28 protein-coding genes are annotated in these 26,218 nt (G+C 63.4%); 16 read left to right on the top strand and 12 right to left on the bottom strand.

Features of this window, described 5'->3' with window-relative positions:
• Positions 1-810 (bottom strand): NAD(P)-binding domain-containing protein (locus FNA46_RS08115; RefSeq protein WP_185969767.1); only part of this gene is annotated, 810 nt, incomplete at its 3' end.
• Positions 811-1,003: 193 nt separating this feature from the next.
• Here FNA46_RS08115 and FNA46_RS08110 point away from each other — a divergent pair.
• Positions 1,004-1,426, top strand: coding sequence for an SRPBCC family protein (locus FNA46_RS08110; RefSeq protein ID WP_143124693.1), 423 nt, complete (start codon positions 1,004-1,006; stop codon positions 1,424-1,426).
• Positions 1,427-1,467: 41 nt separating this feature from the next.
• On the opposite strand, the gene FNA46_RS08105 is transcribed toward FNA46_RS08110, so the two are convergent.
• The 7 genes from FNA46_RS08105 to FNA46_RS08075 all read right to left on the bottom strand — a co-directional run bounded on the left by FNA46_RS08105 (position 1,468) and on the right by FNA46_RS08075 (position 7,926).
• Positions 1,468-2,403 carry a lipid A biosynthesis lauroyl acyltransferase gene (locus FNA46_RS08105; protein WP_143124692.1) on the bottom strand — a complete coding sequence of 312 codons (936 nt, stop codon included), beginning with the start codon at positions 2,401-2,403 and terminating at the stop codon, positions 1,468-1,470.
• A gap of 4 nt (positions 2,404-2,407) precedes the next feature.
• Positions 2,408-3,436, bottom strand: coding sequence for a zinc-binding dehydrogenase (locus FNA46_RS08100; RefSeq protein ID WP_143124691.1), 1,029 nt, complete (start codon positions 3,434-3,436; stop codon positions 2,408-2,410).
• A gap of 72 nt (positions 3,437-3,508) precedes the next feature.
• Positions 3,509-4,798 (bottom strand): beta-ketoacyl-ACP synthase, encoded by a 1,290-nt coding sequence (locus FNA46_RS08095; protein WP_143124690.1) that lies wholly within the window; start codon positions 4,796-4,798, stop codon positions 3,509-3,511.
• A 10-nt stretch (positions 4,799-4,808) separates the two neighbouring features.
• Positions 4,809-6,014: a beta-ketoacyl-ACP synthase gene (locus tag FNA46_RS08090; protein WP_143124689.1), complete on the bottom strand. Its 1,206-nt coding sequence runs from the start codon at positions 6,012-6,014 to the stop codon at positions 4,809-4,811.
• A 39-nt stretch (positions 6,015-6,053) separates the two neighbouring features.
• Positions 6,054-6,527 carry a 3-hydroxyacyl-ACP dehydratase FabZ family protein gene (locus FNA46_RS08085; RefSeq protein WP_143124688.1) on the bottom strand — a complete coding sequence of 158 codons (474 nt, stop codon included), beginning with the start codon at positions 6,525-6,527 and terminating at the stop codon, positions 6,054-6,056.
• Between the two features lie 19 nt (positions 6,528-6,546).
• Positions 6,547-6,825, bottom strand: coding sequence for an acyl carrier protein (locus FNA46_RS08080; RefSeq protein ID WP_143124687.1), 279 nt, complete (start codon positions 6,823-6,825; stop codon positions 6,547-6,549).
• Positions 6,826-6,966: 141 nt separating this feature from the next.
• Positions 6,967-7,926, bottom strand: coding sequence for a nucleoside hydrolase (locus FNA46_RS08075; RefSeq protein WP_143124686.1), 960 nt, complete (start codon positions 7,924-7,926; stop codon positions 6,967-6,969).
• Between the two features lie 195 nt (positions 7,927-8,121).
• Between FNA46_RS08075 and FNA46_RS08070 the strand changes: the two genes are divergently transcribed.
• Positions 8,122-8,907 carry a TSUP family transporter gene (locus FNA46_RS08070; protein WP_246102948.1) on the top strand — a complete coding sequence of 262 codons (786 nt, stop codon included), beginning with the start codon at positions 8,122-8,124 and terminating at the stop codon, positions 8,905-8,907.
• Between the two features lie 20 nt (positions 8,908-8,927).
• Here the strand turns inward: FNA46_RS08070 and cobU are convergent, their stop codons facing one another.
• Positions 8,928-9,455 (bottom strand): bifunctional adenosylcobinamide kinase/adenosylcobinamide-phosphate guanylyltransferase, encoded by a 528-nt coding sequence (cobU, locus tag FNA46_RS08065; RefSeq protein ID WP_143124684.1) that lies wholly within the window; start codon positions 9,453-9,455, stop codon positions 8,928-8,930.
• Between the two features lie 424 nt (positions 9,456-9,879).
• Here cobU and FNA46_RS25965 point away from each other — a divergent pair, with 424 nt between their 5' ends.
• From FNA46_RS25965 to FNA46_RS08040, 6 genes are all read left to right on the top strand, one after another.
• Complete coding sequence (locus tag FNA46_RS25965) at positions 9,880-10,023, top strand: hypothetical protein (protein WP_185969766.1); 144 nt, start codon at positions 9,880-9,882, stop codon at positions 10,021-10,023.
• A gap of 629 nt (positions 10,024-10,652) precedes the next feature.
• Complete coding sequence (locus FNA46_RS08060) at positions 10,653-11,651, top strand: ABC transporter substrate-binding protein (protein WP_143124683.1); 999 nt, start codon at positions 10,653-10,655, stop codon at positions 11,649-11,651.
• A 147-nt stretch (positions 11,652-11,798) separates the two neighbouring features.
• Positions 11,799-12,707, top strand: coding sequence for an ABC transporter permease (locus tag FNA46_RS08055; RefSeq protein ID WP_143124698.1), 909 nt, complete (start codon positions 11,799-11,801; stop codon positions 12,705-12,707).
• Positions 12,700-13,755 (top strand): quaternary amine ABC transporter ATP-binding protein, encoded by a 1,056-nt coding sequence (locus tag FNA46_RS08050; protein ID WP_143124682.1) that lies wholly within the window; start codon positions 12,700-12,702, stop codon positions 13,753-13,755. The genes FNA46_RS08055 and FNA46_RS08050 overlap by 8 nt, the downstream gene beginning before the upstream one ends.
• 89 nt (positions 13,756-13,844) lie before the next feature.
• Entirely contained in the window at positions 13,845-14,852 is a 1,008-nt protein-coding gene (gene bmt / locus FNA46_RS08045) for a betaine--homocysteine S-methyltransferase (protein ID WP_143124681.1), read from the top strand.
• 12 nt (positions 14,853-14,864) lie between these two features.
• Positions 14,865-15,215, top strand: a complete 351-nt coding sequence (locus FNA46_RS08040) for a hypothetical protein (RefSeq protein WP_143124680.1) — start codon at positions 14,865-14,867, stop codon at positions 15,213-15,215.
• 169 nt (positions 15,216-15,384) lie between these two features.
• On the opposite strand, the gene FNA46_RS08035 is transcribed toward FNA46_RS08040, so the two are convergent.
• Positions 15,385-16,953, bottom strand: a complete 1,569-nt coding sequence (locus FNA46_RS08035; protein ID WP_143124679.1) for a trimethylamine methyltransferase family protein — start codon at positions 16,951-16,953, stop codon at positions 15,385-15,387.
• A gap of 259 nt (positions 16,954-17,212) precedes the next feature.
• Here FNA46_RS08035 and FNA46_RS08030 point away from each other — a divergent pair, with 259 nt between their 5' ends.
• The gene (locus tag FNA46_RS08030; protein WP_143124678.1) at positions 17,213-17,911 is read left to right on the top strand and encodes a corrinoid protein; all 699 of its coding nucleotides are present in this window, start codon (positions 17,213-17,215) and stop codon (positions 17,909-17,911) included.
• Positions 17,912-17,974: 63 nt separating this feature from the next.
• Here FNA46_RS08030 and FNA46_RS08025 read toward each other — a convergent pair whose 3' ends face one another.
• A complete protein-coding gene (locus tag FNA46_RS08025) occupies positions 17,975-18,133 on the bottom strand; it encodes an entericidin domain-containing protein (RefSeq protein ID WP_143124677.1) in 159 nt (52 codons plus the stop codon).
• Positions 18,134-18,165: 32 nt separating this feature from the next.
• Between FNA46_RS08025 and FNA46_RS08020 the strand changes: the two genes are divergently transcribed.
• The 5 genes from FNA46_RS08020 to FNA46_RS08000 all read left to right on the top strand — a co-directional run bounded on the left by FNA46_RS08020 (position 18,166) and on the right by FNA46_RS08000 (position 23,487).
• Complete coding sequence (locus FNA46_RS08020; RefSeq protein WP_425468685.1) at positions 18,166-18,789, top strand: DUF1638 domain-containing protein; 624 nt, start codon at positions 18,166-18,168, stop codon at positions 18,787-18,789.
• A 56-nt stretch (positions 18,790-18,845) separates the two neighbouring features.
• Positions 18,846-19,622 (top strand): formyl transferase, encoded by a 777-nt coding sequence (locus FNA46_RS08015; protein ID WP_143124676.1) that lies wholly within the window; start codon positions 18,846-18,848, stop codon positions 19,620-19,622.
• A gap of 106 nt (positions 19,623-19,728) precedes the next feature.
• Positions 19,729-20,031 (top strand): virulence factor, encoded by a 303-nt coding sequence (locus tag FNA46_RS08010; protein ID WP_143124675.1) that lies wholly within the window; start codon positions 19,729-19,731, stop codon positions 20,029-20,031.
• A 60-nt stretch (positions 20,032-20,091) separates the two neighbouring features.
• Positions 20,092-21,057, top strand: coding sequence for a methyltetrahydrofolate cobalamin methyltransferase (locus FNA46_RS08005; RefSeq protein ID WP_143124674.1), 966 nt, complete (start codon positions 20,092-20,094; stop codon positions 21,055-21,057).
• Positions 21,058-21,459: 402 nt separating this feature from the next.
• Complete coding sequence (locus FNA46_RS08000) at positions 21,460-23,487, top strand: ASKHA domain-containing protein (RefSeq protein WP_143124673.1); 2,028 nt, start codon at positions 21,460-21,462, stop codon at positions 23,485-23,487.
• Positions 23,488-23,513: 26 nt separating this feature from the next.
• On the opposite strand, the gene FNA46_RS07995 is transcribed toward FNA46_RS08000, so the two are convergent.
• Complete coding sequence (locus FNA46_RS07995) at positions 23,514-24,410, bottom strand: LysR family transcriptional regulator (RefSeq protein ID WP_143124672.1); 897 nt, start codon at positions 24,408-24,410, stop codon at positions 23,514-23,516.
• Positions 24,411-24,623: 213 nt separating this feature from the next.
• On the opposite strand from FNA46_RS07995, the gene FNA46_RS07990 reads away from it, so the two are divergent.
• Complete coding sequence (locus FNA46_RS07990) at positions 24,624-24,881, top strand: hypothetical protein (RefSeq protein ID WP_143124671.1); 258 nt, start codon at positions 24,624-24,626, stop codon at positions 24,879-24,881.
• 268 nt (positions 24,882-25,149) lie between these two features.
• Entirely contained in the window at positions 25,150-26,169 is a 1,020-nt protein-coding gene (locus FNA46_RS07985) for a GlxA family transcriptional regulator (RefSeq protein ID WP_143124670.1), read from the top strand.
• The last annotated feature ends 49 nt before the right edge of the window (positions 26,170-26,218 follow it).

Below are 26,218 nucleotides of genomic sequence, written 5' to 3'. Positions count from 1 at the left end.
GTCATTCTCGACGCTGCCGGCCAGAAGGGCACCGGCAGCGTCGAGAATGACGTCCACCATCGGCTGGCCGCTGACCGGGTCGGTGGCGGCGAGAACCTTCTCGGTGATCTCGATCAGGTAGGAGTTGAGGCGCCCTTCGTTCCAGCGACCGAAGACCTGGGAAATCTCGGGAGCCGAGAGTTTCAGTCCATCGCGCAGGATGCCGTAGATTTCAGCGATCATCTGCATGTCGGCATATTCGATGCCGTTGTGGATCGTCTTGACGAAGTGGCCGGCGCCGTCATTGCCGAGCCAGGCAACGCAGGGGTCGCCGTTGAATTTGGCGGAGATGGAGGTCAAAACCTTCTCGACACGCTTCCAGCTCTCTTCCGTGCCGCCGACCATGATCGAGGGACCATGGCGGGCGCCCTCCTCGCCGCCGGAGACGCCCATGCCGATAAAGGTCAGCGGGCTATCCTTCAGCGCATCGAAGCGGCGCATGGTATCGCGGAAATTGGCATTGCCGGCATCAATCATGATGTCGCCTGCCGCGAGATACGGCTTCAGCAGCTCCATCTGCTGGTCAACCGGATCGCCGGCCTTGATCATGATGATGATCGGCCGCGGCGGACGGATGGCGGCGGTAAACTCTTCCAGCGACTCGCAAGGAATGATCTGTCCCTGCAGTGCACCGGCCTCGGCGAAGAATTTTCGGGTCGCTTCGGGGCTGCGGTTGAAGACGGCAATCTTGTTGCCTTTTTCCGCGATGTTGAGAGCCAGGTTGGAACCCATAACGCCAAGGCCGATAAGGCCGATTTCTGCCTGTTCCACGGGAGTGCCTCCAATACGGTTGGGTGGCTGTTTTGGCACTCTAACTGACGAACGGCAAGGTCAGGCCCCACTGAAACGGTTTAAAATTTGCGCCGGCAGGGTTGCAGCACGCGCGCGCCCGCTTGGCGCCGGACTTGCCTTTCGCAGCACTTGCGCCATAACGAACATTGCAGGAACAGGATGGAGGTTTCGGATGTCCCCGATGACGGCCAAACTCGTGCATCTGTCGATCGATCGCGACTGGCGCGCGGTCTACGACTTCGCCCGCCAGCCGGACAACATGGCCCACTGGGCCTCCGGCCTCGGCGCAGGCCTCACACGTGACGGCGAGGACTGGCTGGCCGATGGCGGGCCGCTCGGTCAGGTGCGGGTGACATTCTCTCCGGCCAATGACTTCGGCGTGATCGACCATGTCGTGCACATGCCCTCCGGCCTCAAGGTGCACAATGCCTTCCGGATCGTGCCGAACGGCGACGGCGCAGAGGCGATCTTCATGGTCACACGCCTGCCGGACCAGAGCGAGGCGCAGTTCGAACAGGATGCCGCGCATGTGCTGCGGGACCTGTCGACCCTGAAGGCGATCATGGAACAGGAAGGCAGGGACGCCGAGGACTGATACCAAGTGTCGATCATAGGAACCGACAGCAAAAGGCGGGGTCAGCCCTTCAGGCTGTGCTTGATGTTCCAGCGGTCGTGATACCACAGCCACTGTTCCGGATGCTCCCGCACCCAGCTTTCCACCTTGTCGTTCAGCATCTGGCCGGTCGCCTGCACGTCGATGGCCCCCTTCTCGTTGCGGGGAATCTCGATCCTCGGCTCGATCTCCAGCCGGAAACGATTGTTGGGCAAGCGGATGCAGCGGGCGGGATAGACCTCGCAGTCGAACTGGCGCACCAGCTTGGCCAGCAGCGGATTGGTCTGCACCGGCCGGCCGAAGAAGTCGGTCTTGAGCCCCTTCTGGAACTTCTGGTCCACCAGCACGCCAATCCCCTTGCCGGCCTCCAGCTGACGCGCCAGCGCAAAGGAAGAACCGGCATGCGAAGGCACCAGCTTGCCCATGCGGGCCGCGCGGAAGGAGAACACCTTTTCGGCGATATAGGGATTGTTCGGCGGACGGAACATCACGGTGACGTTGAGGCCGAAGGCATTGCCGGCCACCGGAAGCAGTTCGAAATTGCCGGTATGGGCGGTAAAGACGATGAAGGGCCGCGGATTGTCGCGCAGGTCGAGGAAGATCGGAATGCCCTCCACCTCCACCCGGCCCGGCTCCGTCGCCTGCGGATCGAAGTCGAAGAGGCGGTCGAGGAAGACATATTCCGCCGCAAGCCGCCCCATATGGCCCCAGGAGGCCACGGCAATCGCCGCACGCTCGGCCTCGGTCTTCTCCGGATAGGCGTTGGCAAGGTTCACCAGCATCAGCCGGTGGCGCGGCGTCAGCGGGCCGATCTGACGCATCAGCCAGTCGATGAAGCGGATGGCCGGATCGGCGGGAAGCAGCTTCAGCAGATTGAGGAAGCCGAAGACTGCCTGCGCCACCAGCCATTGCTGGGTGTGGCGCACGGCCAGCACGATCCGCGTGATCAGCATCTTCAAGGGATCAGTCCATCCTCAGAACGATTTTTCCGAAGATCTGACGGCCTTCCATGCGCTCGAGCGCCTTGTCGATCTCGCCGAAGGTGACTTCCGTATCGATGACCGGATGCACGATGCCGCGCGCCATCTTCTGCATGGCGTTCGCCATGTTTTCCATGCGGCAGCCGAAGGAGCCGAGCAGCTTCAACTGCTGCTGGAACAGCATCATCAGGTTGACTTCGGTGGAGACGCCGGAGGTGGAGCCACAGGTGACGAGACGTCCGCCGCGCTTGAGAACCAGCATGGAGCCGGCCCAGGTATCCTTGCCGACATGTTCGAAGACGACGTCGACGCCCTTCTTCTTCGTCAGCTTGCGCACCACGCCCTCGAACCGGTCCGTGCGGTAGTTGATGACGTGGTCGGCGCCGAGTGCCCTCGCCTTCTCGATCTTGTCGTCCGAACCGACCGTGGTGATGACCGTGCAGCCCATCTTCTTGGCAAGCTGGATGGCCGCCGTGCCGATGCCGGAGCCGCCGGCATGCACCAGGATCGTCTCGCCGGGCTCGAGCTTGGCATTGTCGAACAGCATGTGCTCGACGGTGCCGAAGGTGACCGGCGCCAGCGCCGCGCCGATTTCATCGACGCCGGGCGGGGCCGCAACGAGCTGGCGGGCCGGGATATTGATCTTTTCCTGCGCAAAGCCATCGAGATGGAAGCCATGCACACCCGCGACGTTCTCGCAGAGATTGTCGCGCTTTTCGCGGCAGGGCTTGCAGAGGCCGCAGGTACGCGCGCCATAGACGGACACCAGCTGGCCGGGCAGCACGTTCGACACGCCGGGGCCGATCGCTTCCACCACGGCGGAGGCTTCCGCGCCGATCGTCAGCGGCATCTTGCGCTTGGCAAAGGCCATGCCGCGCCAGCCCCACACATCGATGTGGTTCAGCGCCACCGCCTTGACCCGAAGCGTCACCTCGCCCGGTGCCGGCGCCTCCGGTTCCGGAATGTCGGTCGATTCAAGACGGCGGTCATCGATCAGTTGCAAGGCGCGCATGAGTGTTTCCCTTCGCCCGGAGGCGTCAAAGAGTGTTGGGGTCCGGGGATCGGACGAGTTTGGAACCGGTCTTTAGGCCGGCTCCGCCGTCATGACAAGGCTGGCATTCTGACCGCCGAAACCAAACGAGTTCGACAGCACCGCCCTCACCTGCTGGTCCCGCTTCACGTTCGGCACGACATCGAGCACGATCGTCGGATCCGGATTGACGTGGTTGATGGTCGGCGGCAGCGTGCCGGTCAGCATGGTCTGGATGGAGAACACCGCCTCCACCGCTCCAGCCGCCGTCAGCGTATGGCCGATCATCGACTTGTTGGACGAGCACGGGATGGCATCCTTCAGCCGGTCGCCGAAGACGGCCAGCATCGCGCCATATTCCATCTTGTCATTTTCCGGGGTCGAGGTGCCGTGGGCATTGATGTAGCCGATGCCGCCTTCATCCATGCCGGCATCTTCCAGCGCCGCACGGATCGTGGCAATCGCGGGACCGCCATCCGGCGAGGAGCGCGTGCGGTGGAAATGGTCGGCCTTTTCGCCGCAGCCCTTGAGGATGCCGAGCACCCTGGCGCCACGGGCCACCGCCGATTCCAGCGATTCCAGCACCAGCGTTGCGGCCCCTTCGGCAATCACGAACCCGTCACGGTCCTTGCTGAACGGCTTCGAGGCCTTTTCGGGCGGATCGTTCTGGGTGGAGAGGGCCGAGAGCAGCGAGAAGCGGATCAGCGCTTCGGCGCTGACGGAACCGTCGGTCGCCACGGTCAGGGCACGATCGGTACGCCCCTGGCGGATCGCCTCGACGCCGAGCTGAATCGCGGTCGCGCCGGACGCGCAGGCCGTCGACAGCGTCACCGGCAGGCCGCGCGTGCCAAAATGGTCGGAGAGGCGTTCTGAAATCGAGCCGAACTGCACAGCTTCGAGGAAGACCGGATCGGGGCGCTCGCGCATCGCGGTCAGGAAGCGGTCGTAGGCATCCGCTTCGGCGGACGGCGGCGGCGCGCGGTCGGCAAGTTCGAAGCGGGCGCTCCATTCCGGTTCCACCGGCGGGGCAGCGAGAAACAGCGGACCGGCGAAATCGCCGGAAAGGCCGGCCTGCGCCAGGGCCTCGGTGGTGGTTTCGCGGGCCATGGCGAAGGAGCGCTCCACCGAATTCGGATAGGGCACATCGATGAAGTCCACCGTGCCGGAAATGCGCGTGGAGAGGCCCTCGGTCGGGAACCGCGTCGTCTTGTGGATGCCGGACCGGCCCGAGGTCAAGGCGGCCCAGTTGTCCTGCAGCCCCTGGCCGAGCGAGGTGATGACGCCCATGCCGGTGACGGCAATGATCGGGCGGCCGAGATGGTCTTTGAAGGCAGCATTGCTCATGATGTCATCCTCAGCCGTTCTTCGACAGCACGGCAAGCCCTTCGCCGCGCAGATAGCCGACGGTGGTCACCACGGCATGGGTCGCACCGCCGTTCATCGGCTTTTCGTGATCCGCATCGAAGACCGGCACCTGGGCGCCGTGGTCGAGCGAGAGGGCGGCGAGCGCCAGCCCCAGCGGAAACTGTGCTTCCATGGCATGGCCGGTCACCCCGCCATAGCCACGGATCGTGGCGCCCGGAAATTCGGCTTCGAGCGCGGCACGCTCCCGGGCGGCGAGATCGACCAGACCGCTTGAGCCGGAGAAGACGACGAGATCGCCGGGCGTCACATCGGCGGCAAGACCGCTCATCCGGCCGAGACGCTTTTCAAGCCCGCGGTCGTCACGATTGCCGCGATCGCCTTCGATGGCATCCATGACCGCGTAGATATGCGCGCCACGGGCTTCCGCATGCGTGCGGCTTTCCATCACGAGGAAGGCGCCGACCGAGCCCATGATCATACCGCCACCGTTTTCAACAGCGCGCGACCAGAGCGGATGCCAGTCACCCGTCGCGTGGGCGCGGATGCCCTCGACGAGCAGCAGGATATCGGCACGCTCCGCCACGAAGGCACCGCCCACCAGCGAATGGGTAGACTGGCCGGACTTGATGCGGTGATAGGCGGTTTCCACGGCGGAAATGCCGGCGGCTTCCTCGCCCATGAAGGTGCGCGAGGAACCGGTGACCTTGTGCACGATGGAGATATTGCCGGCGAGCAGGTTGGAAAGCTGGGCGAGGAACAGCGTCGGACGCAGTTCGGTGGTCAGCTTCTCGTTCAGCAGCATCTCGCGGTCATTGCGCTTCAGCGCCTCGTCAACGATCAGCGTATCGACCTTGATGTCGCGTTCGCCGCCGCCGGCTGCCACGATCATGTCCATCGTGCCGCAGGCTTCCGCATTGTCTTTCAGGCCCGCATCATCGAGCGCCAGCCCGGCGGCGAACACCCCGAGACGCTGCCAGTTTTCCATCTGGCGCTGATCGCCGCGCTTGGCTATCTGTTGCGACCAGTCGATCTCCGGCATGGGATGCACGGGATAGGGCTTGAAGCGATCCGTTTCCACGGGAGGGCGCGCGGAGGCCCCGCCGGTCAGAAGCGCCACATGCGGCGCCTTGCCGACGCCCTGGCACGTGACGATGCCAAGACCGGTGATCACGACATCCTTGTCTGAACTGCTCATTTCGAGATCATCCTTCTCACCCGCCGTTCAACGGCCTCTTCAGGCGCGGGCGGCCAGTGCATCCATAAGCCCGACTTCGCCGGCACGCCGGCGCACGATCTCGGCCAGCGGCACCTGATCGAAGGGCATGGTGCGCAGCTTCAGCTGCGCGTCGCACACCTTCTTGCCGGCCGACGAGATCTTTGCCTTCGTCACCGCATAGCCCGATCCCTCATGCTCCAGAAACGCCTCGATGTCGAGAACCGCGTCAGGTTCGACGAAGGTGCGCATCTTGGCGCCATCGACGGACATCAGGAAGGGCATGGCGGCAAAGTTCGTCGCGCCGAGCACGAGAAAGCCGCTCGCCTGCGCCATGGTCTCGATCAGGAGGACGCCGGGAACCAGCGGCATGCCGGGAAAATGGCCTTCGAAGACCGGGCTTTTCGACGGCACGACCGAGCGTGCCGTCAGCGTTTTCGCCTCAAGATCGACCGCTTCGACGCGATCGATCATCTGGAAATATTCAAGAAGCATTCGCCTCGCAGCCGGCTTCTCAGCCCTTGGCTGCCCTCAGCTCGTCGATCTTGGCGCAGAGGTTCTTCAGCACGAAGTATTCCTCGGTCGAAACCTTGCCTTCGTTGACTTCCTGCGTCCACTGCTCGAGCGGGATCTTGATACCGAATTCCTTGTCGATCGCGAAAACGATGTCGAGGAAGTCCAGGCTGTCGATGCCGAGGTCATCGATGGTGTGGCTTTCCGGGGTGATGGTGTCGCGGTCGATTTCGCTCGTTTCGGCGATGATATCGGCAACTTTGTCGAAGGTAGCGGTCACGCTCTTATCCTCTGAAGTCTGATCGTTTGATGTTCCACATAGGGAAAACCGGCATCAATGCCAATGGCCTGCGATGCCGGGAGGGAAATTTTGCACCTGAACTGTTGCGCAAACAGCATCTGGCGGGACTGCAACGCCCGGTCAGGCCGCCCTCCCGTCCACAAGTGCTGCCCGGATGGTGGAAAGAACGCCGTCCGGCTGCACGTCTGTGGTGATCAGCTGGCTCGGATGACCGTCCCAGGGCCCCGGCGGGAAACCTCGGCCATCCGGCTTCTGGATCGTCTGGCCATCGGCAATGCCGCCGCACACGACGCGGATCGGACCGCTGCGCGTCTTAAACAGGTCGGGCCGCACGAGATAGACACAGGCGCAGCTGTCATGCACCACCATGCCGTCGCCGACGCGGCTCTTGTAGAAGTCGATGTAAAGCTGCGAGATGTCGGAGAGAAGCTTGATATCGGCGCGGCCGCCGGCCACCATCTCGGCGAGGAAACCGCTGGTCATCACGGTCTGCATGGTGACGTCGAGGCCGACGACGACCACCCGCCACGGCGCGGTGAAGACGAGGTCGGCTGCTTCCGGATCGCCATGGATATTGGCTTCGGCAGCCGGCGAGACATTGCCGTTGATGTCGAAGGCGCCGCCCATGATGATGACCTGCTTCACCAGGGCTGCCACATCCGGATCGTGCTTCAGGACGAGCGCCAGATTGGTCATGCGGCCGACGGCGATCAGCGTCACCTCGCCCGGATGGGCGCGCACGGTATCGATGATGAACTGGTAGGCCGGACGCGGATCGGCCGTGCGCGACACGGCTTCCGGCACCGGCACGTCACCGATGCCGTTATGCCCGTGAATGGCGGTCGGCCAATAGCTGCCGCCGCGCGCGGGATCGAAGGTGTGGCCGGCGCCCTGTGCGACGGGTGCCGGAATATTCCAGGCTTCGCCGAGATAGAGCGCATTGCGAGTGGTAATCTCGATCGGCGCATTGCCGAAGACGGTGGTCACGCCGATCAGATCGATCTCAGGGTGCCGGTGGAGAAACAGCAGCGCCATGGCATCATCAATGCCGGGATCGGTGTCGAATATGACCTTGTGCATCGCAAGCATCCTGCAGATTTGGAAAGCGGCGCACCATAACGCCGACTTGGGCAGACGCAAGGGCGCGCCGCGCTTTTCCCGCACAAGGCCGCCGGGCACCGGTCCGAGCCATCTTGCCACCCTGCGCCCGTAGTGTCACAAGGCGCGCGCACCACGTCTTCCATGGCTTCAAGCCCCCCCCCCCCGAGTCCCGCCTTGCACGACCTTGCTCCCCACGTCATCACGCTTCTGTTTCTCGCCGCCATCTTTGCCGGATTCATCGATTCGATTGCCGGTGGCGGCGGCCTGATTACCATTCCGGCGCTTTTGCTGGCCGGCATTCCACCGCTCGAATCGCTGGCGACGAACAAGGTGCAAGGCCCCTTCGGCGCCGCCTCCGCCACCATCGCCTATGCCAGGCGGGGCCATGTGAAACTGAAGGAACAGCTGCCGATGGCCGCCATCGCCTTCGCCGGCGGCGGCGCAGGCGCATTGATCGCTTCACATGTGCCGGGTCGCTTTCTGGGTGCGGCGATCCCCTTCCTGCTGGTCGGCATCGCGCTGTTCTTCGCCCTGAAACCGAACCTCTCCGACGAGGATCGCACGCGTCGGCTGACGGCCGGGGTGTTTGCGATCACCGCCGTACCGGCCGTCGGCCTCTATGACGGCATCTTCGGCCCGGGCGCCGGTTCCTTCTACATGCTGAGCTTCGTGCTTCTGGCCGGCTTCGGTCTCTTGAAGGCAACAGCCCATACCAAGCTTCTGAACCTCGGCTCCAATCTCGGTTCGCTCTGCGTGTTTGCGGTGAACGGGGCAATCTTCTGGAAGCTTGGCCTGATCATGGGTGTCGGCCAGCTGATCGGCGCGCAGATCGGCTCGCGGCTTGCCATGCGCGGCGGTGCGAAGCTGATCAAGCCGCTGCTCGTCATCTCCTGCATCGCCATGGCAGCCAAGCTTCTCTCCGATCCGGCCCATCCGATCCGGATCTGGCTGGGGATCTGACACAGCCCCTCGCTCGCCCGTCAGCCCTTCATCTGGAGCGGCAGGCCGGCGGCGATGAAGAACACCTCGTCCGCCATGGCGGCCACCGCCTGATGCAGCCGCCCCGCATGATCGCGGAAGGCACGCGCCATACGGTTGTCCGGAACGATGCCGAGCCCCACCTCGTTCGAGACGAGGATGACGGGGCCGGCAAGCTGCCGCAGGCTTTGAGCCAAGGCCGTGCCTTCGCGATCGACCTCCGCTTCCGCCATCATCAGATTGGTGACCCACAGCGTCAGACAATCCACGAGAACGACACGCTCCGGCCGTGCCACCTGTTGCAGCGCGGACAAGAGGTTGAGCGGAACCTCATGCGTCACCCATCCCTCGCCGCGATCGGCGCGATGCTTTGCGATGCGGGCGCGCATCTCGTCATCGAAGGCCTGCGAGGTCGCGATGTAATGGCGCTCAAGGCCGCTTTCGCTTGCCAGCTCTTCCGAAAACCGTGACTTGCCAGAGCGCGCGCCGCCCAGCACCAGAGTAATCTTGCCGGTCCGGGACGATGTCATGCATGCACCTGAGCGATGGAAGAGAAGAAAGCCGAGCCGGCCTGCCGGGACATGGAGCCATGAAAAGCGGCGAATTCGTAGATCAAGAGGTCGCCGCCCGGCTGATCATGGTCCGTCCCGACAGGCCATCACCGGCTCACGGCCTGCCGCCGCACCCTGCGGCGACACAATCCGTAACCCGGCGCCGACCCCGGATGGGATCATCGATCGGCCCGCCCGGTCGCGCGCCCTAAGACACATCAACCGTCGTCTTCAAGGTGCGCGAAGTGGCTTTCGCTGTCAACCGCGTCGCAATTTCGTCGCATGATCCATTTGCGACATCCAATGCCGCGCTACGGCTTTGCGAGATCGCGGGCAAAGGCGTAGTGCGAGCGCCGTCAACAAGACGCGCCAGACAGAACCGGCGCCACCCAAGGAAACACCCATGCTTTATGTGTTCAGAACCGGCGATCGCCTCTCCATCGCCTGGGATTCGCGCGCTCCCCAGCGTGCGACCGAAGATCGCCTCACGCAGCTCGACACCCGCCGCCGCTGGTTCGGCTTCATCCGCACCGGAAATGCAGGCTGACATAGTCTGTCGAGGAAAAGAAACGCTGACCGGATAAGCGATTCGCGATCGCTTGATCGATAAACGGCTCCGGTACGCACTACCCATCCGGAGCCTCATGGCCTTGCCACGCCCGACTGATAGCCGCTGAAGTGTTACCGAGCGGTTAGTTTTGGTGAAAATTCCGCGTTCCTTCGATTTTTTTTTGAGTGTCCCATTTTCCCATTCGCATGACGACGAGGACGCTAATCGAACAGGCTTTGTCAAACCTCGGGCCTGACAATTTCGCCCCGCCTGTTCCTGTGTCTGCAAGGGCTTCAGCACCTGCGCAGTTTGCGTGCAGACGCTTATTTTTAAACACAATCCTGAATTGAGTTTGCCACTCACATCGGCATCTTCGAAATGAACGGGGTCGGCCAAAGGTTGATTTTCCGTGGGGAAACCTTAGGCTCCATCAACTGTCACACGTCGTGCGTAACTTCGGCAAATGCCGGATTCGCGGGCAGGCCATTGAATGGAGGCCGGAGTGAAACCGGCCCCGCATGTATTGTTGCTGTTCGACCTGTCGAACGGCAATACACAGCAAGTGTCGAATGTCTGTTGTACTTCAAGGTGAAGAAATCCGGTCAAGACTGGGAGGTCTTATGACGATGAAACAACTTATCGCTTCCGCCGCCATTGTGGCGGGCTTCTATGGCATGGCCGGGGCGGCCCAGGCCGCGGATTGCGGCGATGTCTCCATTGCCGAAATGAACTGGGCGTCTGCCGGCGTTGCCGCGCATGTCGACAAGCTGATCCTCGAAAAAGGGTATGGCTGCAATGTGACGCTGGTGACCGGCGACACCATGCCGACCTTTACGTCGATGAACGAAAAGGGCCAGCCGGACGTGGCGCCGGAGCTGTGGGTCAATGCCGTGCGCACCGCCCTCGACAAGGCGATCTCCGAGGGACGGCTGATCCAGGCCGCACCGCTTTTGTCTGACGGCGGCGTCGAAGGCTGGTGGATCCCGAAATTCCTCGCCGACGCCCATCCCGATATCAAGACCGTGCAGGATGCCCTGAAGCATCCGGAACTGTTCCCCGCCCCGGAAGATCCGTCGAAGGGTGCGGTCACCAATTGCCCGGCCGGCTGGAACTGTCAGGTTTCCACCGCCAACCTCTATCGCGCGCTCGGTGCGAAGAAGCTTGGCTTCGACCTCGTCGATACCGGCTCGGCCGCCGGCCTCGACGGCTCGATCGCCAATGCCTTCGAAAACAAGAAGGGCTGGCTCGGCTATTACTGGGCGCCGACCGCCATTCTCGGCAAATACGATATGGTCCGCCTTTCCTTCGGCGTTCCGCATGACAAGGCCGAGTGGGACAAGTGCACCGCCATTCCGGACTGTGCGGACGCCAAGGTCAACTCCTATCCCGTCTCGGATGTCTTCACGGTCGTGACAAAGGACTTTGCCAAGAAAGCCGGCGTCGCCATGGACTACGTGAAGACCCGCCAGTGGGACAACCAGACCGTCGGCAAGGTTCTGGCCTGGATGGACGGCAATCAGGGCACCAACGAGGATGGCGCGCGCTACTTCCTCAAGACCTACCCGGCCATGTGGACCAAGTGGGTGTCGCCGCAGGTCGCAGACAAGATCAAGGCGTCGCTCTGATGTAGTGCCGAACGGCCCTGCCCTCCCCGGCGCAGGGCCGTTTTTCGTACGCGCGGGCGCGCTTGATACGGCGCCGGCAGCGTCATCGGGCCGTGGGCGTTCTGAGGGAAGGCCACGGCTGAACGACAAGAAGAAAAAGGGGGAATGATGGCAACCTGCTCCATCCTGCCGGATATCCTGTGCAGCTTTCCGGCGGTCAGCGACAGTTACATCCGCCTGGCGCGCAAGACCATCGATGACGGCTTCCGCGCCCAGGTGCGATCGCATGCACACCTGATCGATGCCGTGGTCCAGCCGCTGCAGGCCTTTCTGAACTTTCTGGAAAAGCTGTTCGTCAATTCGCCGTGGATCGTCGTGCTGGCGGTAATGCTGGCAATTGTCTATCTCGCCAGCCGCAGCAAGGCCATCACGCTTGGAACCGCGTTCGGAATGGTGCTGATCGGCGTGGTCGGGCTTTGGGAAGACACGATGGTGACGCTTGCGATCGTCACCGTCGCCACCTTGATCGCGATCATCATCGGCATGCCGATCGGCATCCTGATGGCGCGTTCGGACCGGGTGCAGGCCGCAATCAACCCGGTGCTCGACGTGATGCAGACGCTGCCGAGCTTCGTCTACCTGATCCCGGTCGTGGTGATCTTCGGCATCGGCAAGGTGCCGGGCCTGATCGCGGTCGTCATCTATGCCGTGCCACCAATGATCCGGCTGACCAATCTCGGCATCCGCCTCGTCGATCGCGACGTGCTGGAGGCAGCCGATGCTTTCGGCTCCTCGCCGGGACAGAAGCTGTGGAACGTGCAGATGCCGCTGGCGCTGCCCACGATCATGGCCGGCATTAACCAGACCATCATGATGTCGCTTGCGATGGTCGTCGTCGCCTCGATGGTCGGCGTTGGCGGGCTCGGCAAGAACACGCTGCAGGCGATCAACAACCAGTTCTTCACCTTCGGCTTCCTGAACGGCTTTGCACTGGTGGCTATCGCCATCATCTTCGACCGCGCCAGCCAGGCCTTCGGCAAGCGGCTGCAGAAACACACGGAGGTGGTGCATGGCTAGTCACGGCATCGAGATCCGCGGCCTCTACAAGATCTTCGGCCCGAACGGCAAGGCGCATGTGGAGGCCGTCAAGGCGGGAATATCCAAAACCGAGCTGAACGAACGGCACGGCCATGTTCTCGGCCTGAAGGACATCAACATCGCGATGCCCGGCGGCTGCATCACCGTGGTCATGGGCCTTTCCGGCTCCGGCAAGTCGACGCTGATCCGTCATATCAACCGGCTGATCGAACCGACCGTCGGCGAGGTGATCTATGACGGCCGGGACATCTGCCGCATGTCGCAATCGGACCTTCGGGAATTCCGGCGGCACAAGACGGCGATGGTGTTCCAGAAATTCGCGCTTCTGCCGCATCGCACGGTGATGGAAAATACCGTCTACGGCCTCGATATCCAGGGCGTGCCCCGCAGCGAAAGCCGCAAGAAGGGGCAGCGGTGGATCGAGCGTGTCGGCCTGTCGGGCTTCGAGAACCATTATCCCAACCAGCTTTCGGGCGGCATGCAGCAGCGCGTCGGGCTGGCCCGGGCACTCACCAACGATGCCGACATTCTGCTGATGGACGAGGCCTATTCGGCGCTCGACCCGCTGATCCGCGTCGATATGCAGACCGTTCTGCTCGACCTGCAGGCGGAGCTGAAGAAGACCGTCGTCTTCATCACCCACGATCTGGACGAGGCACTGAGGCTTGGCGACAAGATCGCCATCCTGCGCGACGGCGAGGTGATCCAGCAGGGCAGCGGGCAGGAAATCGTGCTGCGCCCCGCCGATCCCTATATCGCCTCCTTCGTGAAGGAGGTGAATCGCGGTCGTGTGATCCAGGTGCAGACAGTGATGACGCCGGCGGCCGGCATCGCGGGCACTTTCGCGTTGCCGAGCGGCACGACGCTCGAGACGGCAGCCAAGCAGATGACGGCGGCAGGCGTCAGCGTAGCGCAGGTGCTGGACGGGGATGGCAAGCCAATCGGCCAGATTGATCTGACATCGCTGATTTCGGCCATGGTCACACCGGTCGGCCACGAGGATACGGCACAGATCGCCGCCGAATAACGCCAATCCGGCAAGGCTGGCGCAAGGCCGCTCGGCAAAGAGAGGAAAGGCTGCCGGACCAAACGGCGGCTGTGGAGGAAGGCGTCGAGATGAACAATCCGCTGCAGGATCTGCTGGCCAAAAAGGGCGTGCTGCTGGCCGATGGCGCCACCGGCACAAGCCTGTTTGCCATGGGGCTGGAGGCCGGCGAGGCCCCGGAACTGTGGAACGAAAGCCATCCCGAGCGCATCGACACGCTGCATCAGGATTTCGTCGATGCGGGCGCCGACATCATCCTCACCAATTCCTTCGGCGGCACCCGCCACCGGCTAAAACTGCATCATGCTGAGGACCGCGTCTTCGCCCTCAACAAGCGTGCCGCAGAGATCGCCCGCAGCGTTGCCGACCGCGCGCCGCGTCGGGTGATCGTGGCGGGCTCCGTCGGGCCGACCGGCGAATTGCTGATCCCGCTCGGCGCCTTGTCCTATGAGGATGCGGTCGCAGCCTTCCGCGAGCAGATCGAGGGGCTGAAAGCCGGCGGCGCGGAGATCGCCTGGATCGAGACCATGTCGGCCGCCGATGAAATCAGGGCTGCGGCGGAAGCAGCCGTCGCCGTCGGCCTGCCCTTCGTCTATACCGCCTCCTTCGACACGGCCGGCCGGACGATGATGGGGCTTTCGCCGCGCGACCTGCCGGACGTGGCAGGTGCCATGGGCGATGGACCACTCGCCGTCGGTGCCAATTGCGGCGTCGGCGCCTCCGATATTCTCGCAAGCCTGCTCGACATCACCGAGGCGGCACCGAACGCCACCATCGTGGTCAAGGGCAATTGCGGCATTCCGGAATTTCGCGGCGCCGAAATCCATTACTCCGGAACCCCGCCCCTGATGGCAGATTACGCAAGGCTCGCGCGAGACGCCGGTGCCAAGATCATCGGCGGCTGCTGCGGCACCTCGTGCGGTCATCTCGCCGCGATGCGCGCAGCCCTTGACGAGCATACACCGGGCCCCCGCCCCACCATCGAAACGATCGTGGAACGGATCGGCCCCTTGCGCAACAAGACCGCCAGCGAGGCCGGCGGCGAAACGGGACGCGAACGGCGTCGCCGCAAGACCTGACGTGAGACGAGCATGAGCACAGCATCCACCGTGGCAACCCGTGAAACCGTCGCCGAGGCGCTCGGCGGCATGGCCGGCGAGAACCAGTCCTGGCTGCAGCTGTTGATGGAAAATCCCGTCAGCGACGACGCCCTGCTCGACGGGTTGCATCTTTACCTGCACCACGCCTCGGAAAGCCGTTTCCTCAATACGCTGAAGCTGCAGAAATGCGGGCAATGGCTGGGAAGCGCCGCCCCCGGCCGCCTGCAGATCCGCCTGATGGAAGCCGCGCGCTCCAGCCAGCATCCGGCCTTTCTCGCCTTCCGCGACGGTCTGACACGCTCCGGCGGCATGGCGCGCGCCTATCCCAAGGCCCGCGTCTGAGGCAGGCCGCGCCCGCGCCGCCTGCCGTGCCCCGTTGGGGAAGCGGACGATCTTCCCCACGGCTTTTCATCCCGTCGTCTCAGCGGCCATAGGGCCGCCAGACTTCCTTCTGGATGGTATCGGCCACCTGCGCGGCCCCGCCTTGCTCCCTGGCGGCATCGGGCTCCCTTCAAGTGAAGGCGTCCGGCATGCTCTCCTTGCGTTTGGCGATGAAGGCCAGCAGCGCCTCGTCGATGGCCGGATCGAGGGGCGGTGCCTCATAGGCCTCCAGCCAGGCGCGGCACATGGTATTGGCGCGGTCCTCGATCCGCTTGGCACCTTCGATCTCCCATTGTTCGAAGGAATTGTTGTCGGAGAGCGCAGAACGGTAGAAAGCCGTCTGGAAATTGGCCTGGGTGTGAGCGCAGCCGAGATAATGCGCGCCCGGTCCCACCTCGCGGATCGCCTCCAGCGCCTGGCCGCCCGTGGAGAGGTCCACCCCTTCCGCCATCTTCTGCAACATGCCGAGCTGGTCCTGGTCGATCATGAACTTCTCATAGGAGGAAACGAGCCCGCCCTCCAGCCAGCCGGCCGCATGCAGCACGAAATTGGTGCCGGCCAGCAGCGTGGTGTTGAGCGTATTGGCGCTTTCGAAGGCGGCCTGCGCATCCGGCACCTTGGAGCCGCACAGCGCGCCGCCGGTGCGGAAGGGAAGCCCCATGCGCCGTGCCAGCTGGGCCGCCCCATACGAGACGAGCGAGGGTTCGGGGGTGCCGAAGGTCGGCGCGCCCGATTGCATGGAGATCGACGCGGCGAAGGTGCCGAACAGCACCGGCGCACCGGGACGGATCAGCTGCGTGAAGGCGGCGCCTGCCAGCACTTCGGCGAGAATCTGCGTCAGCGTGCCGGCGACCGTCACCGGGCTCATCGCGCCGGAGAGGATGAAGGGCGAAAGCACGCAGGCCTGGTTATGCCGGGCATAGACCTTGGCCGCCCCCAGCATGGTCTGGTCGAACACCATCGGCGAATTGACGTTGATGAGGTTCAAAAGCACCGTGTTGTTCTCGACGAAATCGTCGCCGAACAGGATCTTGCACATCGCAACCGAATCCGCTGCCCGCTCGGGCGCGGTCACCGAGCCCATGAACGGCTTGTCGGAATATTTGATATGGCTGTAGACCATGTCGAAATGCCGCTTGTTGACGGCGATGTCGACCGGCTCGCAGACGGTGCCGCCCGAATGGTGCATCGAGGGCGCCATATAGGACAGCTTCACGAAATTGCGGAAATCCTCGATGGTCGCATAGCGGCGGTTGCCGTCGAGATCGCGCACGAAGGGCGGGCCGTAGACGGGCGCGAAGACGGTTGCCTTGCCGCCGATCTGCACGCTGCGGGCCGGATTGCGGGCGTGCTGGGTGAAGACCGAGGGCGCCGTCTTCAGAAGCTGGCGGCAAAGCCCTTTCGGGAAATGCACGCGCTGGCCGCGCACATCGGCGCCAGCCGCCCTCCAGAGCGCCAGCGCCTCCGCATCGTCGCGGAATTCGATGCCGATCTCTTCCATGATCGTATCGGCATTGGCCTCGATCAGCGACAGCCCCTCCTCGTCCAGCACCTCGTAGACACCGATGCGCCGCATGATGAACGGCATCGAAGGAGACGGGCCGCTGCCGCCGCGCGCTGCGCGCCGTGCGGCCGATCCGCGTTCGCCGCGCCCCCGACGCCCCCCCTGGCCCTCGTCGGTCTGATTGTTTGCGTCCATGCTGGCTCCTCCTCACAGGCTTCCTCGGGCTCGGCGATGATGCCATGGTAGGCCAGCGCCCCGCAAACAATGGTCCATCTGCGGCACCGCATGGTTGAGAACGGACATCGACCATTCCAATTGCGTCGCGAATGATGGGTGTGCCGTCGCATTCACGCTTCAAATTCGAGACGGCATGACGTTACACTGCATCTGCGGGCAGTCTGGAGGAGCCTCTGCCCGCGACCTGCATCGCGATCTCCAACCTGTGGAGCTGACCATGTCCGATGATGAGATCATTCTGTCCGAACTGTCCGACGAAGAGCTTGTGCAGCAGATGCACGACGATCTCTATGACGGGCTGAAGGAAGAGATCGAGGAAGCCACGCATATTCTGCTCGACCGCGGCTGGACGCCCTATGACGTGCTGACCAAGGCGCTGGTCGAGGGCATGCGGATCGTCGGCATCGACTTTCGCGACGGGATTCTGTTCGTGCCGGAGGTTCTGCTCTCCGCCAATGCGATGAAGGCCGGCATGACGATTCTTCGGCCGCTTCTCGTCGAAACCGGTGCACCGAAACTCGGCAAGATGGTGATCGGCACCGTCAAGGGTGACATTCACGACATCGGCAAGAACCTTGTCGGCATGATGATGGAGGGGGCCGGCTTCGATGTGGTCGATCTTGGCATCAACAACCCGGTCGAGAACTATCTCGATGCGCTGGAACGCGAGAAGCCCGACATCCTCGGCATGTCGGCGCTGCTGACCACCACCATGCCCTACATGAAGGTCGTGATCGATACGCTGAAGGAAAAGGGTATTCGCGACGACTATATCGTGATGGTGGGCGGTGCGCCGCTGAACGAGGAATTCGGCAAGGCAATCGGTGCCGATGCCTATTGCCGGGATGCGGCCGTCGCGGTCGAAACCGCGAAGGAGTTCATTCGCCGCAAGCACAATCAGCTGGCGGCCGGCTGAAACCGAAAAGCCGGCCCTGCGGCCGGCTCCCCTCGCCGTTTGCGGACGGTTCAGCGCTGACGATCAGTTGGCGGCGCGTTCGACGCGGCGGCCGGCGTCCTGCGTGGCATTCACGGTGTTGGCTGCATCCTGGCCCATGCCGCGGATCGTGTTGCCGCAGGACGAGAGCGAAAGCATGGTGGCGAAAAGGGCGGCGATTACAGTGAAGGTCTTGGCCGTCATGATGATGAACTCCAGTGGAATGGGACAGGATTGTGTCGGAAACAGCATTTCCGCCTCTGCAACGTTCCAGAGGCAAAAAGGTTCACGTGATTGCGTGCGGCGCGATTGCACGTGAAATTCTGGCCGTGATGCGGCAGCAGGGACTGGAGCATATCGACCTGCATTGCCTGCCCGCCATCTGGCATGCCTATCCCGAGAAGATCGTTCCGGGGCTGGAACTGGCTGTGGCGGAGGCAAGGGCCGCCGGCTTCGAGGAGATCTTCTTTGCCTATGCCGATTGCGGCACGGGCGGTGATATCGACCGGCTCTGCGAACGGGAAGGCATTCGCCGCATCGAAGGGCCCCATTGCTATTCCTTCTTTTCGGGCAACGCGCTGTTTGCCGCACGCGCCGAGGAGGACCTGAGCGCCTTCTTTCTCACCGATTTTCTGGCCCGCCAGTTTGACGCCTTCGTCATCGAGCCGCTGGGGCTCGACCGGCACCCGGAACTGCGCGACATCTATTTCGGCAATTATCGTACCCTGGTCTATCTGGCGCAGGAGGAAGACGAAGCGTTGCAGGCAAAGGCAAAACAAGCCGCCGAGCGGCTGGGTCTCGCCTATGAATACCGATTCACAGGATTTGGTGATCTTATAAAAGCGATCGCTTTCATTTAACTGTTTTTTCCGCGGCCTCGCCTATATGTTCCGCCAATCGAGACGAGCGGAACACGATGCCGGACACGCGCAACGCAAAAGTAATCCTGATGACATCGGGCGGGCTGAACCCGCAGATCATGATCAACGCCTTGGCGCGACAGTTCCCGAAACTGCACGTGATCCAGGAGAACTACGAGACAAAGCGCGAAATCTACCGGCGCCGCGTGCGCAGGCTTGGACGACTGACCGCCCTCGGGCAGCTCGCCACGATGAGCCTGTCCCGTGTCGGCAAGAACCTTGCCATCCGCCGCACGGAGGAAATCCTCGAGGAATACAAGCTCTGGGCCGGCGAGAGCAAAGGTGTTCCGGTGACGCGTGTGGAGACACTGAACAGCAAGGATACACAAGCGCTGATCCAGCGACTGCAGCCTGACGTGGTATTCCTGATTTCCTGTCGTCCGCTATCGCGCGGCACGCTGGCGGCAATCCGTTGTCCCCTCCTGAATTTTCATGCCGGGATCAACCCCACCTATCGCGGCCAGATGGGCGGATACTGGTCGCGGGTGGAGCGCGACGAGGAGAATTTCGGCGCGACAGTCCATCTGGTCGATATCGGCATCGATACCGGTGATACCCTTTACGAGGTGCGGGTAAAGCCCTCCCCCCGCGATACGATCTCCACCTATCCGCTGCTCTTGACGGCGGCCGGCACAGGCATTGCCGCCCAGGCAATCGAGGATGCGATCAACGGCACGTTGCAGCCGCGGCGCCCCGCGGGACGCTCCGAACTCCGGTTCCCGCCGCCGGTCTGGACCTATCTCCGTCACGGCCTCACGCGCGGCATCTGGTAGGCCCGTGAGCGACGGCGTGTGCGTGTTTGCGCCACCACGCGTCGCGCCGAGCGCAGTCCCACCGCTCCAGCCCATGCATTCTGGCCCATGAGGGAGGATGAAGCGCATGGCCGATCGGATCATTGTCTACTGGCGTGACATACCGGCCCAGGTGATCATCCGCCAGGGCCGCAAGACAGCAAAGCGCGAACTGTCCCTCCGCTTCACCGAGGCGATCGACCTGTGCGCCATGCGCAGCGGTGCAGCCGAAACCGACGCCTATCTGGCCGAGTGGCGCAAGGGCGACCCCATGCCCGTTTCCGACGATCTGCAAGCGGAAGCGGACCGCGCCGCGGCGGATCTGGAAGGTACATACGATCAGGAGAGGCTCGTGGCGCTTGTGAAGGCAGGCGGACGCGAACCCGCGTGAGGCATCAAGGCGGCCGGCGCGGGAACACCCGGTCGACCCCATCCGGAGGCAAGGCTTGACATGACCAGAACCATCGTCGCATCCGCCAGCCGCGAAATCGTCATCGGCTTCGATCAGCCCTTCTGCGTGATCGGCGAGCGGATCAACCCGACCGGGCGCAAGAAGCTTGCGGCGGAAATGATCGAGGGCAATTTCGAGACGGTGATCAGGGATGCGCTGGAGCAGGTGGCGGCAGGCGCCACCATGCTGGACGTCAATGCCGGCGTCACCTCCGTCAATCCCAACGAGACCGAACCCGCCCTCCTCGTCCAGACGCTGGAGATCGTCCAAAACCTCGTGGACGTGCCACTCTCCATCGACAGTTCGGTGACGGCCGCCATCGAGGCGGCACTGAAGGTGGCGAAGGGGCGGCCGCTGATCAATTCCGTGACCGGCGAGGAAGAGAAACTGGAGGCCATCCTGCCGCTCTGCCGCAAATATGACGTACCGGTGGTGGCGATCTCCAACGACGAGACCGGCATTTCGATGGATCCCGACGTGCGGTTTGCGGTGGCGAAGAAGATCGTCGAACGCGCCATGGATCACGGCATCAAGCCGGAAGACGTGGTGGTCGATCCGCTGGTGATGCCGATCGGGGCGCTCGGCGATGCCGGCCGGCAGGTGTTCCAGCTGCTGCGGCGCCTGCGGGACGAGTTGAAGGTCAACACCACATGCGGACTGTCCAACATCTCCTTCGGCCTGCCGCACCGGCACGGCATCAATGCCGGCTTCATTCCCATGGTGATCGGGGCCGGCATGACATCCGCCATCATGAACCCCTGCCGCCCGCAAGAGATGGAAGCCGTGCGCGCCGCCAATGTTCTGAACGGCACGGATGCCAACTGCGCCAACTGGATCATGACCTATCGCGACCATAAGCCGGCAGAGCCCGGCGCTGCCGCAGCGCCGGTGGCGCCGCCGCCCGCAGCCGGGGGACGGCGTGGCGGACGGGCCGCCCGCGCCGGCGCCGGGGCGCGCCTGGAATGACGCTCTTGCGGTTGCCGCCCGTCACGCCTGCTGCATCGTCGTGGCCAGCCTCGCGCAGGCCGACCGTGACAGGATTGCGACAGGTGGAATGCCAATCTGCCTTCGTCCCCCGCCCGTTCATGAGGAGCCGGGCCACGGCGACAGAAAGGCCGCATCATGCAGTATGACTGGACCGGGGCGGAGCACCGCCGCCGCATGTTCTTTCGCTTCGGCTTTGTTGTCGCGTCCCTGACGGCGCTGACGGCCGTCGGATTTGTAAAGTTCCTGTAAAACCCATGCGCCCCGCATCGACGGCGTTCTGGCCGGTGCGGGGTTCCCTGACAGGGGAAGCCGCGAGCGGCCTCCCGGACGAGACGAAACGGATGGCGCCCGCGGCGCCGAAGAACAAGGCGAGCGACAGACATGGCCGACACCGATCCGCTCGTGCTCTTCATGCCCTCCGGCAAGCGGGGCCGCTTCGCCGTGGGCACGCCTGTGCTGGAGGCAGCGCGCCAGCTTGGCGTCTATGTGGAAAGCGTGTGCGGCGGACGCGCCACCTGCGGACGTTGCCAGATTTCCGTGCAGGAAGGCCAGTTCGCCAAGCACCAGATCACCTCCTCGCTCGACCATCTGTCCCCGCCCGGTGCCCGCGAGGCGCGTTATGACGAGGTGCGCGGCCTGCCGGCGGGACGCCGCCTCTCCTGCTCCGCCACCATTCTCGGCGATCTCGTGATCGATGTGCCGCAGGATACGGTGGTGAACGCGCAACTGGTGCGCAAGAGCGCCGACGACCGCATCATTCAGCGCAACCCCGCCATCCGCATGTGCTATGTCGAGGTGGACGAGCCGGACATGGAAAAGCCGCTCGGCGATCTCGACCGGCTGAAGGCGTCGCTCGCCCGCGACTGGCATTTTGACGATCTCGCGGTGGACACCCACCTGCTTTCACAGGTGCAATCCATCCTGCGCAAGGGCGGCTGGAAGGTAACGGCCGCCATTCATCAGGATCCGTCTGCGGACCGCGCTCACCTCATCGCGCTCTATCCCGGCCTGAAGAACGAGGCCTATGGCATTGCCTGCGACATCGGCTCGACGACGATTGCCATGCACCTGTCCTCGCTGCTTTCCGGCCGCACGATTGCGTCCGCCGGTACACCGAACCCGCAGATCCGCTTCGGCGAAGACCTGATGAGCCGCGTCTCCTACGTGATGATGAATCCGGACGGCCGCGCCGCGATGACGAATGCCGTGCGCGAGGCGCTGAACGGGCTGATCGACCGCGTCTCCGCGGACGGCGGCATTGCCCGCAGCGATATTCTGGACAGCGTCTTCGTCGGCAATCCGATCATGCACCATCTGTTCCTCGGCATCGATCCGACCGAACTAGGCGGGGCGCCGTTTGCGCTCGCCGTCTCGCGCGCGGTTCAGGCGCGCGCCAGCGACCTCGGGCTTGCGATGAACGACGGCACCCGCAGCTATCTCCTGCCCTGCATTGCCGGCCATGTGGGCGCGGATGCGGCCGCGGCGACGCTGGCCGAGGGACCACACCGGCAGGACGACATGATGCTGCTGGTCGATATCGGCACCAATGCAGAAATCGTGCTCGGCCATTCCGGCCGCATCGTCGCGGCTTCCTCTCCCACAGGCCCCGCCTTCGAGGGGGCGGAAATCTCCGGCGGCCAGCGCGCAGCCCCCGGTGCCATCGAGCGGGTGCGCATCGATCCCGTCACGCTCGAACCGCGCTTTCGCGTGATCGGTATCGAGCCCTGGTCAGACGAGCCGGGCTTTGCCGAGGCCGCCGAGACGATCAAGGTGACCGGCATCTGCGGCTCCGGCATCATCGAGGTGGTGGCGGAACTTTACCTCGCCGGCATTCTCTCCGAGGACGGCGTGATCGACGGTACGCTTGCCGGGAGAAGCCCGCGCATCGTGGCGAACGGGCGCACCTTTTCCTATCTGCTCTCTGACGGCGAGCCGCGCATCACGGTGACGCAGAACGATATCCGCGCCATCCAGCTTGCCAAGGCAGCGCTCTATGCCGGCGTGAAGCTGCTGATGGACCGCCAGGGTGTGGCGACGGTCGACCGGATCGGTCTCGCCGGCGCGTTCGGAACCTTCATCGATCCCACCTATGCCATGGTTCTCGGCCTCATTCCGGATTGCGATCTGGGGCGGGTCAAGGCTGTCGGCAATGCGGCGGGAACTGGCGCGCGCATGTGCCTGCTCAACCGCGATCACCGCCGCGAGATCGAGGCATTGGTCGGACGCATCGAAAAGATCGAAACCGCGCTGGAGCCGAGCTTCCAGCAGCATTTCGTGGATGCCATGGCGCTGCCCAACAAGGTGGACGCCTTCCCGCATCTGTCAAAAGTTGTCCGCCTGCCGGAGCGCAAGGCCGAGAGCGGCGAAGGCGAGGCTTGCGGCCGCAGGCGCCGCCGCAGCCGCGATTAAGCACCCGTGCGGATGCCGAAGACGCGTTAGGCTGCCTCCCGCTCCATCTCGCTATAGGCCTCGCGGATGCTTTGCGCCACCGCCTTGGCCGGCACCGAGAGGTCACCGGACGACAGCAGCCGCACATCGAAACTCATCAGGTCAGGCAGACCTTCCTTGACCCCGAGGATCGCCATGTCATCGGTGATGTAGGAACGCGGGAACGGTGCGATCGCGAGATCGGATACGACAGCCGCGCGCTGCGCCATGGTGTTGGCACTGAGATAGGCGATGCGATAGGGCCGCTTCATGGTTTCGAGCCCGGCCACCGCCACCTGCCGCCAGATGCAGCCATCTTCCCAGATCGAAATCGGCAGCGGATCGCGCAGATGCGCCGTGCCGCAACGGGCACCGGCCCAGACCAGCTTGTCCTTGTACACGAGTTCGCCGACCGCCGCATGCGGACGCTGCGAATAGTTGATCAGCGCCAGATCCAGCCGCTGCTCATCGATGCGCCGGCGAAGGCGCATGCTCATGTCCACCGTCACATCCACCATGATGCCCGGAAACTTTCCGGCAAAATCCTTGAGGATGCTCGGCAGCAGGCGTTCGGCAATGTCGTCCGCCGCACCAAGGCGCACGATGCCGGAGAGTTCCGGCATCAGGAAGCGCGACACCGCCTCGTTCGACAGCGCGATCATGCGTCGCGCATAGGAGAGGAGCATCTCGCCATGCGGTGTCAACGTCACCGATCGCGCGTCGCGCAGAAACAGCGTCACTCTGAGTTGCTCCTCCAGTTTCTTGATCTGCATGGAGACAGCGGACGGCGTCCGCAGCACGGCTTCCGCGGCGGTGGAGAAATTGCCGGTATCGGCGATCGCGACGAAGGTGCGCAGCACGTCGTTGTCGAGCAGCGGCAGGGACGGGCGGAAGGGCAGGTTCATCGGCTCATCTTTCAAATTAGCTGAACATAAGCACCATATCATTTCGTTTGATTGATCGTCAATCACCCTGCATCCTGCCAGCGTGGATCAAGGAACACCACAAAATGTCATGGCACATATAAAATCCATTCGATTGATTGAAGGATTGGATGCGCGCATGACTGATCCGCCCGGGCCTTTCCCGGGTGTGAGCAACAAAGAAGGATACGAGACATGACGATCATCATCGATCACCGGCCGGTCCGGCGGACCAGCCGCTGGTTCGCTACCGAGATCTCCGGCCGGCAGGCGAGAGGTCCGGTTCAGACATGGCTTTCCACCAGCCTTTCGGCACTCGGCCACTGGATCAGCAGCCAGCAGCGCGCCTACCGACGGCGTCAGACGGAACGGATGCTGGAAGCCCTGCCCTTCGACCTGCGCAAGGACCTCGGCTGGCCGGCCAGCGACATGCAGAAGCCGGAGCGCAACTGACATGCCCGATTGCGACATGGCCTTTTCCCGCATCCGTGACAGCCATGGATGCGGGATTTCTATTTTATTCGTTACTGATACAACCTGGCCCAAACTTTAGCCAATTGAACTTTCTCCAGGCAAAGCTTTTAGGCAGTCACAAAAATGCAAGATCAGCCGCGAGAACTTTTGTATCCGCGACGTGAATACCGATCTCGATGTCGCATATCGAACATTAAGAGGCTATATTTTCACGCGAGGAATAGCAGGCCGCCACGGAGCCCTCGCGATGAACAAGCCCCAACCGAAAAAACGAACGCTCGTCTTCTTTCTCATTCCGCACTTTACCATGCTTCCCTTTTCCGCCGCCGTGGAAACGCTCCGCATCGCCAATCGCATGCTCGGCTATCCTGCCTACGACTGGCGCATTGCCTCTGTCGACGGACAGAAGGTCTATTCGTCGAGCGGCATCGCCATTGACGTCAACACCTCGCTTGCCGATGAACGCCGACATCTCGGCGGCGAACACCGGCCCAACATGGTGCTGATCTGTTCCGGCATCTACGTGGAAGAATTCAACAACAAGTCGGTGAACGCCTTTCTGCGCGAGACCTATAATCGCGGTGTGGCCGTCGGCAGCCTCTGTACGGGCGCGCATGTGCTGGCCCAGGCAGGACTCCTGAACGGCAAGCGCTGCGCGATCCATTGGGAAAACCTGCCGGGCTTTTCCGAAGCCTTTCCGCAGGCGGAGGTCTATGCCGATCTCTACGAGGTGGACAGCAACCTCTACACCTGCGCCGGCGGCACCGCCTCGCTCGACATGATGCTGAACCTGATCGGCCAGGATTTCGGCGAGACACTGGTGAACCGCGTCTGCGAGCAACAACTGACAGACCGCGTGCGCAACCCGCATGACCGCCAGCGGCTGCCGCTCAGGGCGCGCCTCGGCGTGCAGAACGGCAAGGTGCTGCAGATCATCGAACTGATGGAAAGCAACCTTGCCGAACCCATGTCGCTGATCGAGATCGCCGATGATGTCGGCCTGTCGCGCCGCCAGATCGAGCGCCTGTTCCGCCAGGAAATGGGCCGCTCGCCGGCCCGCTACTATCTGGAAATCCGGCTGGACCGCGCCCGCCATCTGCTGGTGCAATCCTCGATGCCGGTGGTGGAGGTGGCGGTCGCCTGCGGCTTCGTCTCGGCCTCGCACTTCTCCAAGTGCTATCGCGAGGTCTATAACCGCTCGCCGCAACAGGAACGCGCCGAGCGCAAGCTGACGCTGAACACGTCACGCACCGGCGTCGTGGTCTGACGGCAAGCCCCCGTCAACGCAAATCCGCCGCAGCCTTGCAGCACGCGGC

This window comes from Affinirhizobium straminoryzae (assembly GCF_007004135.1).
Classification (GTDB): domain Bacteria; phylum Pseudomonadota; class Alphaproteobacteria; order Rhizobiales; family Rhizobiaceae; genus Neorhizobium; species Neorhizobium straminoryzae.
This window is presented reverse-complemented; position numbering and strand designations above follow the sequence as displayed.

What these genes read in the sequence shown, in the direction of transcription:
- FNA46_RS08095 (WP_143124690.1), bottom strand. Translation starts at nt 4,798, where the DNA reads ATGAGCAATGCTGCCTTCAAAGACCATCTCGGCCGCCCGATCATTGCC.
- cobU (WP_143124684.1), bottom strand. Translation starts at nt 9,455, where the DNA reads ATGACATCGTCCCGGACCGGCAAGATTACTCTGGTGCTGGGCGGCGCG.
- FNA46_RS25965 (WP_185969766.1), top strand. Translation starts at nt 9,880, where the DNA reads ATGCTTTATGTGTTCAGAACCGGCGATCGCCTCTCCATCGCCTGGGAT.
- FNA46_RS08000 (WP_143124673.1), top strand. Translation starts at nt 21,460, where the DNA reads ATGGCCGACACCGATCCGCTCGTGCTCTTCATGCCCTCCGGCAAGCGG.
- FNA46_RS08075 (WP_143124686.1), bottom strand. Translation starts at nt 7,926, where the DNA reads ATGCACAAGGTCATATTCGACACCGATCCCGGCATTGATGATGCCATG.
- FNA46_RS08100 (WP_143124691.1), bottom strand. Translation starts at nt 3,436, where the DNA reads ATGCGCGCCTTGCAACTGATCGATGACCGCCGTCTTGAATCGACCGAC.
- FNA46_RS08025 (WP_143124677.1), bottom strand. Translation starts at nt 18,133, where the DNA reads ATGACGGCCAAGACCTTCACTGTAATCGCCGCCCTTTTCGCCACCATG.
- bmt (WP_143124681.1), top strand. Translation starts at nt 13,845, where the DNA reads ATGAACAATCCGCTGCAGGATCTGCTGGCCAAAAAGGGCGTGCTGCTG.
- FNA46_RS08090 (WP_143124689.1), bottom strand. Translation starts at nt 6,014, where the DNA reads ATGAGCAGTTCAGACAAGGATGTCGTGATCACCGGTCTTGGCATCGTC.
- FNA46_RS08010 (WP_143124675.1), top strand. Translation starts at nt 19,729, where the DNA reads ATGGCCGATCGGATCATTGTCTACTGGCGTGACATACCGGCCCAGGTG.
- FNA46_RS08015 (WP_143124676.1), top strand. Translation starts at nt 18,846, where the DNA reads ATGCCGGACACGCGCAACGCAAAAGTAATCCTGATGACATCGGGCGGG.
- FNA46_RS08055 (WP_143124698.1), top strand. Translation starts at nt 11,799, where the DNA reads ATGGCAACCTGCTCCATCCTGCCGGATATCCTGTGCAGCTTTCCGGCG.
- FNA46_RS07990 (WP_143124671.1), top strand. Translation starts at nt 24,624, where the DNA reads ATGACGATCATCATCGATCACCGGCCGGTCCGGCGGACCAGCCGCTGG.
- FNA46_RS08085 (WP_143124688.1), bottom strand. Translation starts at nt 6,527, where the DNA reads ATGCTTCTTGAATATTTCCAGATGATCGATCGCGTCGAAGCGGTCGAT.
- FNA46_RS08060 (WP_143124683.1), top strand. Translation starts at nt 10,653, where the DNA reads ATGAAACAACTTATCGCTTCCGCCGCCATTGTGGCGGGCTTCTATGGC.
- FNA46_RS08040 (WP_143124680.1), top strand. Translation starts at nt 14,865, where the DNA reads ATGAGCACAGCATCCACCGTGGCAACCCGTGAAACCGTCGCCGAGGCG.
- FNA46_RS08005 (WP_143124674.1), top strand. Translation starts at nt 20,092, where the DNA reads ATGACCAGAACCATCGTCGCATCCGCCAGCCGCGAAATCGTCATCGGC.
- FNA46_RS07995 (WP_143124672.1), bottom strand. Translation starts at nt 24,410, where the DNA reads ATGAACCTGCCCTTCCGCCCGTCCCTGCCGCTGCTCGACAACGACGTG.
- FNA46_RS08110 (WP_143124693.1), top strand. Translation starts at nt 1,004, where the DNA reads ATGTCCCCGATGACGGCCAAACTCGTGCATCTGTCGATCGATCGCGAC.
- FNA46_RS08035 (WP_143124679.1), bottom strand. Translation starts at nt 16,953, where the DNA reads ATGGACGCAAACAATCAGACCGACGAGGGCCAGGGGGGGCGTCGGGGG.
- FNA46_RS08030 (WP_143124678.1), top strand. Translation starts at nt 17,213, where the DNA reads ATGTCCGATGATGAGATCATTCTGTCCGAACTGTCCGACGAAGAGCTT.
- FNA46_RS08050 (WP_143124682.1), top strand. Translation starts at nt 12,700, where the DNA reads ATGGCTAGTCACGGCATCGAGATCCGCGGCCTCTACAAGATCTTCGGC.
- FNA46_RS07985 (WP_143124670.1), top strand. Translation starts at nt 25,150, where the DNA reads ATGAACAAGCCCCAACCGAAAAAACGAACGCTCGTCTTCTTTCTCATT.